We start from the raw sequence: 14,405 nt of genomic DNA, 5'->3' as shown, positions 1-14,405 counted from the left end.
ACACCAGCCCGCCGAAAATTACACTTGAAGCCGCAGCTGAGACCCCAAAGGATGATTACAATAATCGGGAACATGCAGGCGAATAGTAAATGTTTGTGAACCAAATGTTTGTGAACCTGAAAAGAGGGGTATCATTGTACAACGTCTTTTCCAATAATGAACTTTGCCTTCTATTCTCTGTTTAAGATATGCAGATAAAATAGGTAGTAGTAAGATGAGAAGTCGTTTTCTGTTTTTTACTTGGTTCTCAAAATTAAAGCCTTTTTTGATAGACTTAACAATCTCGCTACCTGCCTATAATTTACTTTATCTCTATTTTCTCCTGTACATGAATACTCCAAAGAGACAGGTAATACAACCAACAATGTCAAACCCAGGCATACTTTTATTTTTTTCCATCCGGGATTGCCGTTTGTCATTCGATCCCTTATCCTCTTCTGAAATGGTGCACATATAGATATCAACTGTTGAATTGCTAATGTCAGTCCGATTATCGCTACTCCATACTATCCTGTTATCGTAGATATCAAGATAATTAATAAGATCTCTACTGGTGGAGATCCGGACTCCACTGGAAGTCGAGAGATCGTAAATATGGATATTAAAATACAGGTCTTCACCGGGCTGCAAATCCTCAACTGATGACCGCTCCAGCCATATTATCCTGTCACCATACATGGCAAGAGTACCATACAGGGGATGAGTTCCATTTGCAGTTTCATTGTTGGTAATTTTAGTTTCTTTATTTGTAGAGAGATCGTACATGTAAATATCGTATTTTCCATTACTCTGGTCATAATACACTATCCTGTCATCGTAGATAGCAGGAAGTAATGCTGATCCACTGCTGGTGATTCGAGTTTCCGTGGAAGTGGAGAGATCATACATGTAGATATCAGAGTATTTGAGGAATCCATTGCGCCAATCGTGGTATACTATTTTATCACCGTAAATGGAAGGAATTGCTGCTGACCCATTGGTAGTTATTCGGGTTTCCTTTTTTGTAGAAAGATCATAGGTGTAGATATCATTTCCAGCTAGTTCATTCAAATAAACTATCCTATCTCCATAGATAGAGGTGTATATTCCCATTCCGCTGGTAGAAACTCGAGTTTCATTATTAGTGGAGAGATTATACAGGTAAATACCACTCATTTCACCACTCATATTACAATACACTACCCTATCACCATAGATTTTGGGATTGAGTGCTAATTCGCTGGTAGTAATCTTAATTTCCTTTCCTGTAGAAAGATCGTACACATAGATATCAGAGATCTCGGCTTTATTGCGCCAATCCATATACACTATCCTGTCGCCGTAGATGTCAGGAAAACCCGCTGATCCGCTTGTAGTGAGCTTAGTTTCATTGAGCTCAGGTGAAACTCTTTGTCCGGCAGCTGCTGATGCCGTAGATGATACAAGAATTAAAAATAATATCAATACTGTTAATGTCAGCAATATTGAATATGAGGTTTCATTAGTTTTCATAATACCTCTTTATTATTTTGTAATTTAATGCTAAAACTTTACAACTAATTTAAATTTTTTTATTTATATTCTAAATTTATAAAATTTGTAACGAAAAATGGATTTATATCGGCAATAATAGTATACCAGCGAAACTGATTAAAACAAAGGTATTCAAACCAAAAATTTAGTATCAGATGTAAAGTCTCCTTTCAAGCTTCGCGCAAATTCTCTAATTTATAATTCGCCAAATACTTTTGATTGAATTCGTAATTTAGGGTAGCAGGTAAATTTTTTCCATAAAATTACGAATTTAGGAGTATTTAAGAAGTTCTCGAATCGAAAATCCGACCTAAATTGACCGATTTAATATATCATGTATAGAAACTTGGTTCGAATTTATAATAGTTCAGGAAGCTGCTGCTATTTATTTCCGACTTATTTTTCTCTTTTCATACCAGCCCTTCGAAAATAACCCTTGAAGCAGCAGCTGAAACCGCAAAGATGACCACAGTTACCGGAAGCATACAGGCGAGGTCGTATTTCAACTGCGCACGTTCTCCTCCATATTCTATGGCTCCTGCAAAGCGGGTAAGGATTGCACTGATAAGGACAATGTAGACACCTATCGTAAGCAGGAACTGGTCCGGAGGAATTGACTGAGAGAAAGTTTCAGGGCTGATTTCTACGGGCATTCCGGAAAGGTCTGCCGGGACCCTGCTCACCCTTTCTGCTACCTGGTTCAGGATTTTTGTAATAACTTCGGAAAGGGCAAGGGTAATTCCTGCAATAAGGGGCGCAAAAATCGCAGCGGTGGTACGCATTGTTGAGGTGACGTCATAAAGGGAACGCCTGATTCGCTCTTCTACGTCGCTGAGTTCTTTTAAATGGTCTGCAAGCTTGATAATCGAAGCACCTGCAGCCTCGTGGTTTTTGTGGACGCTTTCCGTAAAGAGGAGCATGGTGTTCCTTATCCTCTCGGAATATACGTGCCTGAAAGCCCCAAATTCTTCGTCAAAAACGGCGTCTTTGAGGTTTGTCCTCATACTGAGCAGGTTCATGGAAATTCCCTCATAGGCTTCCCCTATTTTTGAGCCTTCCATCGTCCTTGCAGTATGGGCAAAGGCTTCTTCAGGTGCTTTCCCTTCCGAAATCCTTCTGCCGAGCACAAAAAGGGAGTCTGCAAACTCCTGCTCCATCTGTTTTATTCTGTCTCTTATTTTCTTGTACGGAAGAGATGAAAAGTACAGGTAGATTGAAAGTCCCGCAGTTCCTCCAATAACTAAAGGAAGGGCTGGAAGAAGGTATCCCTCTAGAGGGTTTGTGGAAACTATTCCACCGGGGTTTCCCGAAGCCAGAAGAATATAGCCCAGAGGAGCCGTCAATGCACAGACCAGGGCTCCTGTGAGTATGGCAGTTCGCTTCTTCTGCTTTATATCTGCAAGATCGGGATGGGTGTCTGGAATTTTTCTCGGGGCAAATGCGACAGGTCTCTGCATCAGGATATACTCTGAATAGACCGCTGCAAGGAGTGGAAAAATAAAGTCGTAGAGAAGGACAAGGTCAGAGGTTTTTGGTTTCATCCCTACAACCGTTACTGCAGGCAGGAGTGCAACAAGGGCGAGCGGGATCAGGATAAAAATTGAGTAGAGGATGTAACTTGGAGTCTTCAGCTTTTCGGCAAAAGCTTCCATCAGGTTTTCAGTCCCTTCAAGGCTAATATCGAGGGCGCGGTTCAGGGTAATGACCCTCTGGGCTTCGTCGGGTTCGGCTGTTGAGCTCTTGATAAGGTGCAGGGAACGCTTGAAGTATTCGCTGTTTCTGCCCCACAGGTCGGCAAAAGATAGAAGGGCATCGTCCATGCTGCTGTAGATTCTTAAATTCAGGTCCCAGGTAAGTTTTTTTAAGTCCGTGGCAAGAGGTCTCCCGGAGTTCCGGGCTGCAAAAAGGACGGCGTGTTCAAGGTTTGGGACCAGCTTCATTGACATGATAATATAGCTCAGTATTTCCGGAATATCTCCAAGAGAGGATATTTTCATCAATCCGGCTTTTATCTTCACATATTCGCTAAGGTAGTAGAGAACTATCAGCGGAATAATAAAAGTCAGGGTCCCCATTATGAAAAGAGATTTAGAATCAAAACTTCTGGAAAGGAGCAGGAAAAAATCTATCCCGAGCAGCAGGATTAAAGCCACAAATGTCCCGGCGTAAGAAAACAGTACGGTCTCAAAGGCTTCCAGATCAAAACCTGTAAACCTGAGGGCATCCCTGTATTCAGGGCTCACGCTTTTTTCACATTTCCTGCTGAAGGCCTGAGGGTTAGGGATAGCCCATTCCCATTGTTTTGCTGTGGATTTACAGGCTCTTACATACCAGCCGCTTTCTTCCATCTTTCATGACCCCTCAGGCAATTATTTTTGTTTCTGGACTCTGTTTTTCCTCTGATAGTGCTTTTTCTCCAGACAGATGAACTCCCAATCTCTGCTTTCCTTTTCCGCTCAGCTCTCTAATAAAATCCTCAAACCACAATTCCCATAGCGTGTACAGCTCTTCAAGGTAGACTTCTGAACCGGAATCCGGGCTATTTTCAAAACCAGCTCTGCGCGCTGTCCTGTTTTCTGTTCCAGTCCTGCTATTTGTTTTGGTCGAATCCGAAAGCAGCCAGAACATATTATTTGCTTCACTTACAGCTTCTGCTTCGAGCAGGAATGGCATTTTAACTCCTTCAACTGCAATTTTTTCTTTTATCCTGGCCCTGAGTTCAATATTTTTTATGGCAGTATCAATGGTGACTCCCCATTTCCGGGCAATTTTTCCTATAAGTTCGGACTGCCCCTGTTCGAGAGCCTCTCCTGCAAGCAGGCAGTCCTGAGAAGGATCGTAATACATGATGTCGGTAAAGATTTCAGAGGGTTCAAGTTCTTCTATACAGGCACAGGTAACCTCTGCAATTCTGCTGACCCTTTTTACTTTTCTCATGCTTCCACCCGGCCTGATGCCTGAACAGATTATTACGGCGTCCGTAGCTTTAAAAGATGCAGGAGGGACACCAAGGGTGTGTACGACTCTTTCATAAACGTTCTCAACGGATGAGCCGTGGATTGTGCCTATAACTGAGTTTCCGGCATTTCCCACCTGCATGGCTTCATAAAGCACTTTAACTTCAGGTCCCCTTACCTCTCCGAGCACAAGAGATGAGCTCCCAAGCCTCAAAGCAGCCCGAAGTGCAGTTTCAGGGCTCATTTCCGCGCCGGACTTCAGGACTGAAGACTGAGAACTCATGCCCTGCACTTTCCAGCCCAGTTCCTGGAGTTCTTCTGTAGGGAGTTCGTGAGTATCTTCTATTGTCAAAATCCTGTATTTTTGCGGGATTTCAAGCAGCATTGCCGATAGAAGAGATGTTTTTCCGGCTCCCACCTCTCCTGCAACAAGGACAGAAGCCTGCCCATCCATAAGGAAGCTTAAAAGCCCGGCTGCAAAAGGAGAAATCGAGCCTGTATTGATCAGTTTTGGCAGAGTCCAGGGTGTAAGGGAATGTTTTCGGAAAGCGTAGGCAAGCCCGTTTGCACTGAGGGGGTCCCCTATTACTGATACCCTTACCCCGAAAGCCTCTAGGTTAAGCTCAAGCACGGGAATCGCTTCTCCAAAGGGCCTTCCGCTGATTGTCCTGAACCTTGAGACAAGGGCATCCAGGTCGTCCTGCGAAAGGAAAACATTGCTCGTACATTCCTCCCCTTCCATTACAACATGCACCGGGTTGGTATCAGCAGGGGCATTGATGTATACATCCGTTATTCTCTGATCTGAAAGGAGGTCTTCTACGATCCCGAGCCCGTTTGTATACCTTGCAAGGAGGTCGGCATAACTTTCAAGTTCATTCGGACTGCAGGATTTCCCGCTTTCAAGCAATTCTTCTCCCAGGAGGGATTTTGCCATGCGCTTAAAGTATTCCCTTGCTCCTGTCGGGTCTGCAAAAGCAAGGTCTTTTGGCCTGTGCCTGATCATCTTCCTCCTGACTTTTTCAAGAAGCCTGAGTTCTTCCTGCCTGAGGTTGTATTCCGGAGGCCGAATCATATACAGCTTTTCCGGCCTGTCTGTGTAGCGGTAAATGGAGACTTCAAGGTTTCTTCCTTCCCTGCCATTTATGTCGTAACATTCGAGAAATTCGGTATTTTCCGGAGCCTCGGTATAAATCCTCGAACTGGAAAAAGGTGGTCTGACGTGAGATTTGATCCTGCTTTCATAGTCAAAAAAAGTGTCTGTGAAATCTGTAGAGATTGCGGAATTATTTACAAATTTGTCCTTTTTGCTTTCCTCTGTTTTCTCCTTTTTCTTACCCTTCCCTTTAACCGAATCCAGGAAATGCCTGGATAGGGAGATCCCCGATAAAGAGGCAGGAGATGCTTTTCCAGAGGTGTTTTCAATCAGGCTTCCAACACTGTTCCCAGCTTTTCTTCCTTTTAAATTGACCTTTGGGCTTTTTCCTGTTTTTTCTTCCTGGAAATTTATCTTTTTGTTTTCATCTTCATGACCTTCTGACCTGCCTGATGCCGGGAAAAAACCGGATTCATAACCGGCTTTTTTGATAACAGGAAATTCAGAAATTTCAGGAAAACAGGATATTTTTTCTTCTATTTCATTCAGGGTCCGGTAGAAGGATTCGGAGCACATAAGACAGGCTGATATGGTATCTGAAATGGTATCTGAAATGGTATCTGAAATGGTATCTGACGTGCCATCTCGGATAGTATCCGGAGTAGTATCTGGAACTTTTGCCCTCTTCTTTTCACGAATTATCTCCCTGAGCTCGAACCTGGCTTTTAAAGGATCTGTTTCCACGGTTTCGGAAAGAAAATCAATTATTTCTTTTCTTTCCAGCTCACATTTTCTCTTTTCCTGCCTGGTACAGGATTCGGGGACAGTTTCAATACTCCTGTATGCTGCAATAGTTCCCTTAAAGCCTGCCAGAGCATAAAGCAGGGACAGGGATTTTCCTTCGTAGTCCCGTTCATAAAGCCTTGAGAGCACAAGGCAGTCGGCATGAATCTCTTTTTGCAGGATTCCGAAAATGTTCCTCCTGCAGTGCGGGTCGTTAAGTGAAGACCCGGCTTCACATTCACGGCAGTTAATAATTATTGTCTTCCTGTTTTTCGTCTGTTTTATCCTGTGAGGACAGGTTTCCTCTTCCTCTTTCTTTTTGTCCTGAACTGCTCCCTTAGTCAGGCTTTTAGCAGTTTCCTGCAAGCTGCTGGCGGCGTCATGAAGTTTTAGCATTATGTCCAGAATTCAAACCCCCTTTTCCCCTGATTACTTCATAACTTATGTTCAAATGTATTAAAGATTTTCTATTAATGAACGTTATCGTCTTTCTATGTTTGGATTCATTATAATATTCGGGGAATACTTTCAGGAAATATTTTCAGTTGACTCTGATAGTTACTACTATCTCATTCATATAGCTAAAAATTCAAAGTGAGTGCTCAAACACTCTACCTGACTGGTCACTCTTCCTCGTTGAGTAGGACAGGAATGATCCGATATATCAAATATTGCTGTGCAGGTCAGGGTTTTTCAATATTTAAAAACAGCCTCAATGGAAGGCTCTGCCAGTTTCAGAACCTCTTCTTTAAAAGCTAGAAGATCCTCAAAAACAGCCGAATTTTGTCCTTTTAAAAGCTCCTTCTTTATCCTCATGCCCACGATATCATCGTTTCCAGGTTCCAGCCTGAGGATAATCGATCCCGAAAAGGTTTTTGGCTCGCAGGTAACATTGTCGCAGTCTCCGTCTGTGATCCCGATGATAGGGATGCCAAGCCTGTAGAGGACATCTCCTGCTATGGCTGTAGTGTCATCCCCAACCGTAACCACAAGCTCAGCCCCTGCAGAAAGTTCGTAGGATTTCTCAGCTTCATGGTCAATAAGCACAACTTTTCCAGGTATGATACTCCCCGCCCTGTCTTCGGAAATAAAATATGATTTGATGGCGCTGGAGTTTTGTTCCCGGACCTCCGGAAGTGAGGGAATGCTTCTTCTGATGTCTCCGCTTTTTATCCAGGCTCCTGCAAGGTCTACAGGGTCTCTTTTTTTGTAATTGTGTAACTTTTCTAGACCGTGATCTTTTATTTCTCCGCCTTCGATTGCAGTGATGAAGCCGTTTTCGGAGATTATCCTTATTTTTGAAGATGATGCTTTTCCGATAACAATCCCATTTACAAAGATATTTTCTCCCGGAAGAACCCCTGAGATTTCGCGGATTATTCTGGTTATTCCGGTTTTTGCGCAAGTTTCTGTGGAAATCGGGTTGTGGAAAATCAGAGGGCTTTCTGCAGGAACCCCGAGGGTTTCGGAGAGTTTTTCAATAAAGCTTTCAGCTTTTTTATTCAGGGGAATAAGCTTTCCACAGGAACAGCCAGGGCTTTCGATCTGAACCAGGGGCTTCTTTTCGGGATCTTTCAGGCGGGCAGCGACCTTTGCTCCGAAGATTTTGCCTGTTTCCAGAGTTTTTCCCCGGTTCAGAAGGCAAATAAGGTCGGCTGTTTCAAAAAAAGATTCTATGCAGACGCTTGGCTTTAAGTGCCTGCCTGTATCTATGATTACTTCAAGCCCGGCGTCAATTACGGCTGTTTTTCCCATGGTTCCGCCAAGCTCCGCTTTTACTTCGCCGAGGCAGGAAAGTTTTTCCAGAACTATTTTAGTTTCTCCCGAATCGATTACTTCGGGTCCGTGGATTACAAGGCTGATTTTCATTTCCATCTTCATTTTCATTTGATTTTAACTGAGAGGAACATATTATTATGACCCTTTATTACAGCTGGTATTCTTCTTATGTTTTTCTTCAAACATAACCTGTTTCCTGTATGTCCCTCATCCGGTAATTTAATACTAACTCTCCGGTCATTATCGAAAATTACATTACACATTGTTACGTCTTGACGAAAAATGACTGACTTTGAGGAAGAGAAATGGCTGATTTGAAAATTACCTGGCTCGGGCATGCTGCTTTTCTGCTCGAAGCTGAAAAGAAACTCCTGATAGACCCTTTTATTTCAGAAAACCCGAAAGCTCCTTGCAGCCCTGAAAACCTTAACCCGGACATAATAGCCGTAACCCACGGCCACCGGGATCACCTTGGAGACACTATCGAGATCGGAGCCCGGACAGGCTGCAGGATTATTTCGATTCATGAAGTTGCAAATTATATAAAATCAAAAGGTGTCTTTGCCGAAGGCATGAACAAGGGAGGCACAGTAGAAGTGGAAGGCATAGCCCTTACAATGACGCATGCACTTCATTCTTCTTCAATTGATGCCTCCGGTTTCAGCTTCGATGGAGGAAGCCCTGCAGGTTTTGTAATAAATATCGGAGGATATTCTGTTTATCATTCTGGGGATACTGGAGTTTTTGGAGATATGCAGCTCATTGGAGAGCTTTACAAACCCGAAATTGCCCTGCTGCCTATAGGGGGCAGATTTACCATGGGCATAAAGGAAGCTGTAAAAGCTGTTGAACTTATCGAGCCCCGGATCGTTGTGCCGATGCACTATAATACGTTTGATGTCATCAGGCAGGACCCTGAAGAGTTCCGAAAAGCCGTGGAAGCAAAGGTTGATACGAAAGTAATTATCATGAGTCCCGGAGAGTCAATACAGCTTTAATTTCCAGAACAACTAACTAACTAACTAACTAACTAACTAACCTAACTAACTAACTAACTAACTAAATAAATAAATAAATAAATAAATAAATAGAAGCCGGGATCTTCAGATCCCAAGCTTTTTTCTCTTTTCCATTATATGCTGTTCTATCCCGTCAACTGCCTTTAATGCATCCGTTTCTACATTCAGGAGGCCTCCTGTGACTTCCCGGCAGTCTTCTGTAAGCAATTTGACAAGGTTCGGTGCCCCGGTAACGGTAGGTACGGGGTTTACATATGTATAGAGCCCCAGCGCAAGAGCAAAGATAGCATCTATTGTAGCTTTCTGCTCCATGTACTCGGGAGCTGCGGCAGCAACAGGTAGGTCAGGAACGGGCACTCCTCCAAGGGCTCCGGATATAGCTCCAAGGAGATCAGCAAGCCGACCGGTGTCGGTGCATGTCCCGTAACTTAGCACTGGCGGGACTCCAAGTGCTTCACAAACAGCCTTAAGGCTGTCTCCAGCATATTCTCTGGCTTCGGGGCTGCAGAGGCCTGCCACCTGCATGGCTGCGTTCCCGCAACCCATGGAAAGGACAAGGATATTCCTTTTGATCAGTTCTTTTACCACGGCAACACTGTGCACGTCCTGCCCGTAGTCACGTAATGTGGTGCAGGATACCATCCCGACAACTCCTTTGATTGCGCCGCTTTTTATGGCATCCAGTAGCGGGTCAAGGGTGCCTCCAAGGGCATCAAGGATACTTTCAGTTGAGAATCCGACAACAGCTTCTCCTGCTGGAAAATTCAGTGCCGCTTCTCCTGAGCTGTTTCTATTCTTGAAATTTTCAACTGCCATATCCAGAAGCTTTGCTGCCTGCTCTTCAGCTTCTACAGGGTCATAATTAAGGCGCTCTTCTATCCCCTCGAAGGCCACAAGGTCGCTCACAGGCATAAGTTTAAAATTGTACTTCTCGGCGTAAAGCGGAGCAACTGGAAGTGAACAGTTCATGTCTGCGGCAAAAAGGTCAACACACCTGCTCGCAAGCACCGCTTCCTGGGAAATCCAGTTCCCTGTAAAACCGTAAAATACATCGTCTTCCTCCCACCTCTGGATCATTTCCTGCCCGGTTTCTATACTGGCAATGACCCTGAGACCTTTTGCCCCCGCCGCCTTTGCTTTTTCCTGCCACTCAGGTTTTCTCGCAAGCTGTACCATGGCAAATCCCAGGAAAGGCTCGTGCCCGTTAGGCAGCACATTTACATATTCAGGGTCCAGAACCCCGAGGTCCACCCTCATAGTGTGGGGTCTTGGAATCCCGAAAAGGACGTCCTGGCAGTATTCGTTTACTATCTGGCTCTGGTATGCCATTGCAATTCCAAGGCGCATTGCTTTCAGGGCAAGGCTTACATAATACCCGTCTACGTTTGTGAGGCAGGAGCTTGTGGAAAGCATCATTTCCCCGTAGATTCCTCCCGGAAATATCCCCAGTTCTTCCCACCTCTTCTTTCTTTCAGGAGGGGCAAGGATCTCAACTATTCTGCTTGGCTCATACGCGGGCCGGTTAAAGTCTTTTTCAACAAATTCGCACAGGTTAAGGGCAATTTCAGCATCACTTCCTGAAATATCTATTCCCAACCTGTTGGCGAATGTTTTTAGTTTCTCAGGCTCCCTGATGCTGTAGGGAGTTTTATTCCTTGCAGTTTCTCTCAAAGTCCGGATGGTCTGATCTGTGTGGTAGTGGTAGGTCGAAGCCCCCATTACGTTTCTGAGTAGCATCATCCTCATTGCCATTCCGTCGGCAGTGATCCCGCAAACCCCTCTTTTGTCTTTTGAAGCGTCCGAACGGCAGGGACCATTCGAACACAGGTCACAGCGGGCTCCTGCCATACAGAAAGTGCATCTTCTGTCAGGGACCCCTCCTATTCCCTGAGCCTCATAACGGTCCCAGACATTTGTCATATTGTCTGCCTTTATCCGCTCATACATCTTTTGAACGGATTCGTGATAGGAAATCCTCTCTTTATCCATGCTATAACACTCCCCGGATAACTGCTACTCCTTTTTCTTTCCTAACAGGTCAGAAGTTCCCTTCATATTGTGAAATGTCTGAACATTTTCCCGTGAAGCAGATGTTCGTTCCAGACCTGTTTGCAGTTATCAGTATATAAGCGCAGGAAATATTTACAATTAATTAAAAGAACAGCAGGTGTCAGGACTGAAAATAGAGATTCCAGGATTGAAAGTTAGTTGAAAAAAGAGGGTTACAGGATGTAACATACACGATTTTTCAGTATCTTGATCTCGTATTGCCGGATGAAGCTCGCTGGTTTTTCCTTCTACATATTTTTGCCTGGATCAAAAAGTAAAGGACTTATAATATTATGAGAATTGGTAAAGCCAATCCAATACTTTCCAGAAGTTCAGAAAGGGGCAGAACACCGGTTTAAATAAGCAAATTTAAATTTCATTTCATACATACTTTTACTATTGATTTCATACATACTTTTACTATCGTTTACCTATATGATTTTATACAATTAATACGAAATCACCGGCACGAACATGACGACAAACTTAAAAAAGATTCTGCTTGCTTTCGGAAACGGCGTTTCTGAGCTGAATATTCCCGAGAAAAACCTCTCCAGTATAATCCTTCCTTCTGAACCTGAAGAAAAGGATTATGAAGCTCTCTTAATCAAAAAAGCTCTCGAAAATCCCGTAAAAAGCAGGAGATTATCCGAGATTGTAAATCCGGATTCAAAAATTTCAATTATTGTGAGTGATGTCACAAGACCCACTCCTACGGCAAAGATTCTTCCTCCCCTGCTCGAAGAGCTTTACCTCGGCGGGGCAAAAGACGAGAATATTACCATTGTATTTGCTCTCGGGCTACACCGCCAGCAGACTGAAGAAGAGTGCAGAAAGCTTCTGGGGAATGATGTTTCTCGAAATATCCGGTTTGTGCAGCACGACAGGAATAGGTGTGTTCATATAGGAGAGACTAGTTTTGGCACACCTGTCGAGGTTTTCGAAGATGCTCTGAATACAGACCTGATAATCAGTATCGGGACCGTGGAATTTCATTATTACGCAGGCTATGGCGGTGGAGGAAAGTCTATCCTTCCGGGAGTAAGTTCGGAAAAATCGGTACTTTCATTCCATAGCCATTATAGCAAACTCTTCGAAGGTGACCCTCTTCTGGGGAGAGCTGACAGCCCCGCAAGGAAGGATATCGAAGAAGCCGCAGGGATTGCAGGCCTTCGCTTTATCCTGAATGTAGTGGTCAACAGCAAAAAAGAAATCGTTGCTGCCGTTGCCGGAGACTTCATCCAGGCTCATAGGGAAGCGGCAGGATATGTAGATTCCATGTACAAAGTAAAGGTTGAACCTGCAGATGCGGTCATTGTTTCCTGCGGAGGCTTCCCTAAAGACATCAACCTTTACCAGGCAACAAAGGCTCTGGAAAATGCCGTCCCAGCTGTAAAAGCAGGAGGGTCCATAGTACTCGTAGCTGAATGTGCGGAAGGAATCGGAAACCAGGTATACGAGTGCTGGAATAGGGAGTGCAGGAGCCCTGATGACGCCATAGAACGCTTCAAGAACTTCTTTGAGTTTGGAGGGCACAAGAGCGCGATAGTTGCAAAAGCTGCAAAACAGTTCAAGCTTTATATTGTTTCAAAACTTTCCGAGGATGAAAGCATAAAAGCTTTTTTCATTCCTGCAAAAAGTGTGCAGGAAGCCCTTGAAACCATTCTTGCCGAAAACCCTGAAGCAAAAGTTCACATAATACCCGATGGAGGGTGGACTCTTCCAGTACGTAAATAAGGAAATAGTAAGGGAAGCCGCAATAATGAAACATACTGGTAGAAATTGAAAACTGTTAATGTCCTGGTAAAAACTGAACTGTTTATTCAACTGAAGTTTGAAGCGTAATTTTAATCTCGGTTATTGTTTACCTATATGGTTTTATATAATCAATACGAAATCACCGGCACGAACATGATGACAAATATAAAAAAGATTCCACTTGCTTTCGGAAATGGTTTTTCTGAGCTGAGTATCCCCGAAAAAAACTTCTCCAGTATAATCCTTCCTTCTGAACCTGAAGAAAGGGAGGATGGAGCCCTCTTAATCAAAAAGGCTCTCGAAAATCCAGTAAAAAGCAGGAGATTATCCGAGATTGTAAATTCGGATTCGAAAATTTCAATTATTGTGAGTGATGTCACAAGGCCCACTCCTACAGCAAAGATTCTTCCTCCCCTGCTCGAAGAGCTTTACCTCTGCGGGGCAAAAGATGAGAACATTACCATTGTATTTGCTCTCGGGCTTCACCGCCAGCAGACTGAAGAGGAATCTAAGAAGCTGGTCGGGGAAGATATTTACAAAAAAATCCGTTGCATCCAGCACGACACTTCCAGGTGCAGGAGGATAGGGGTAACCAGCCGTGGCACTCCTATTGAGGTCTTTGAGGAAGTTCTCGATGCTGATTTTGTCATTGGTACCGGTGGAATTGAATTCCATTATTATGCAGGGTACAGCGGAGGGGCAAAGTCCATACTCCCGGGAGTAAGTTCCGAGGAATCCGTGCTTACAAACCATAAAATGATGATCGAAGAAAATGCAGTTTCCGGAAGGGTAGACAGCCCTGTCAGGCAGGATATGGAGGAAGCTGCAGAGGCCTTTGGTCTTAAATTCATTCTTAATGTCATACTTGACAGCAAGAAAGGAATCGTTGCCGCAGTTGCAGGCGATTTCATTGCTGCCCACAGGAAAGGGATTGAGTTTGTGGATGCCATGTATAAAGCGCCTGTAGAGCCTGCAGACGCTGTTGTCGTTTCCTGCGGCGGCTATCCCAAAGACATCAACCTCTACCAGGCAAACAAAGCCCTTGATAATGCAACTCAGGCTGTAAAGGAAGGAGGCTCTATCATCCTTGTAGCGGAATGTGAGGAAGGAATAGGAAACCAGGTCTATGAGTGCTGGAACATGCAGTGCAAAAATCCTGATGATGCAATAGAGCGCTTCAAGCACTGCTTTGAGTTCGGAGGGCACAAGAGTGCAATCGTTGCAATCGCTGCAAAAAAGTTCAGGCTTTACCTTGTCTCGAAGCTTCCGGAAGAAAAAGCCAGAGATGCATTCTTTATTCCTATGGGGAGCGTTCAGGAAGCCCTGTCTGCAGTCCTTTCGGACAACCCTGAAGCAAAGATCCACGTTATGCCTCATGGCGGGCAAACCCTGCCTGTGAGAAAAGAAAATTAAAAATTTCCAAGCCTTGCATCAAAAAGATCTCTCAAAAAG

General features: G+C 44.1%; 9 protein-coding genes. 4 read left to right on the top strand and 5 right to left on the bottom strand.

Annotated features, from left to right (window positions below):
• Positions 1-312: 312 nt before the first annotated feature.
• Positions 313-1,302 (bottom strand): TolB family protein, encoded by a 990-nt coding sequence (locus MSMAS_RS12825; protein ID WP_048045912.1) that lies wholly within the window; start codon positions 1,300-1,302, stop codon positions 313-315.
• 22 nt (positions 1,303-1,324) lie between these two features.
• Between MSMAS_RS12825 and MSMAS_RS19575 the strand changes: the two genes are divergently transcribed.
• The gene (locus MSMAS_RS19575; protein ID WP_048045913.1) at positions 1,325-1,519 is read left to right on the top strand and encodes a hypothetical protein; all 195 of its coding nucleotides are present in this window, start codon (positions 1,325-1,327) and stop codon (positions 1,517-1,519) included.
• A gap of 403 nt (positions 1,520-1,922) precedes the next feature.
• Here MSMAS_RS19575 and MSMAS_RS12820 read toward each other — a convergent pair whose 3' ends face one another.
• The 3 genes from MSMAS_RS12820 to MSMAS_RS12810 all read right to left on the bottom strand — a co-directional run bounded on the left by MSMAS_RS12820 (position 1,923) and on the right by MSMAS_RS12810 (position 8,229).
• Positions 1,923-3,860, bottom strand: a complete 1,938-nt coding sequence (locus MSMAS_RS12820) for a hypothetical protein (RefSeq protein WP_011034222.1) — start codon at positions 3,858-3,860, stop codon at positions 1,923-1,925.
• A 13-nt stretch (positions 3,861-3,873) separates the two neighbouring features.
• The gene (locus tag MSMAS_RS12815; RefSeq protein WP_048046596.1) at positions 3,874-6,744 is read right to left on the bottom strand and encodes a type II/IV secretion system ATPase subunit; all 2,871 of its coding nucleotides are present in this window, start codon (positions 6,742-6,744) and stop codon (positions 3,874-3,876) included.
• 297 nt (positions 6,745-7,041) lie between these two features.
• Positions 7,042-8,229 (bottom strand): DUF2117 family protein, encoded by a 1,188-nt coding sequence (locus tag MSMAS_RS12810; RefSeq protein ID WP_230633262.1) that lies wholly within the window; start codon positions 8,227-8,229, stop codon positions 7,042-7,044.
• Between the two features lie 203 nt (positions 8,230-8,432).
• Between MSMAS_RS12810 and MSMAS_RS12805 the strand changes: the two genes are divergently transcribed.
• Entirely contained in the window at positions 8,433-9,125 is a 693-nt protein-coding gene (locus MSMAS_RS12805; protein ID WP_048046594.1) for a metal-dependent hydrolase, read from the top strand.
• Between the two features lie 105 nt (positions 9,126-9,230).
• On the opposite strand, the gene cooS is transcribed toward MSMAS_RS12805, so the two are convergent.
• Entirely contained in the window at positions 9,231-11,135 is a 1,905-nt protein-coding gene (gene cooS, locus MSMAS_RS12800; RefSeq protein ID WP_048046592.1) for an anaerobic carbon-monoxide dehydrogenase catalytic subunit, read from the bottom strand.
• A 534-nt stretch (positions 11,136-11,669) separates the two neighbouring features.
• Between cooS and MSMAS_RS12795 the strand changes: the two genes are divergently transcribed.
• Positions 11,670-12,932 carry a nickel-dependent lactate racemase family protein gene (locus MSMAS_RS12795; protein ID WP_011034227.1) on the top strand — a complete coding sequence of 421 codons (1,263 nt, stop codon included), beginning with the start codon at positions 11,670-11,672 and terminating at the stop codon, positions 12,930-12,932.
• Positions 12,933-13,106: 174 nt separating this feature from the next.
• Complete coding sequence (locus tag MSMAS_RS12790) at positions 13,107-14,366, top strand: nickel-dependent lactate racemase family protein (RefSeq protein WP_048046590.1); 1,260 nt, start codon at positions 13,107-13,109, stop codon at positions 14,364-14,366.
• Positions 14,367-14,405: the final 39 nt, after the last annotated feature.

It is taken from the genome of Methanosarcina mazei S-6, from assembly GCF_000970205.1.
Taxonomy (GTDB): Archaea; Halobacteriota; Methanosarcinia; order Methanosarcinales; family Methanosarcinaceae; genus Methanosarcina; species Methanosarcina mazei.
The sequence above is the reverse complement of the archived record's forward strand: the minus strand, read 5'-3'. Positions and strand labels throughout refer to the sequence as shown.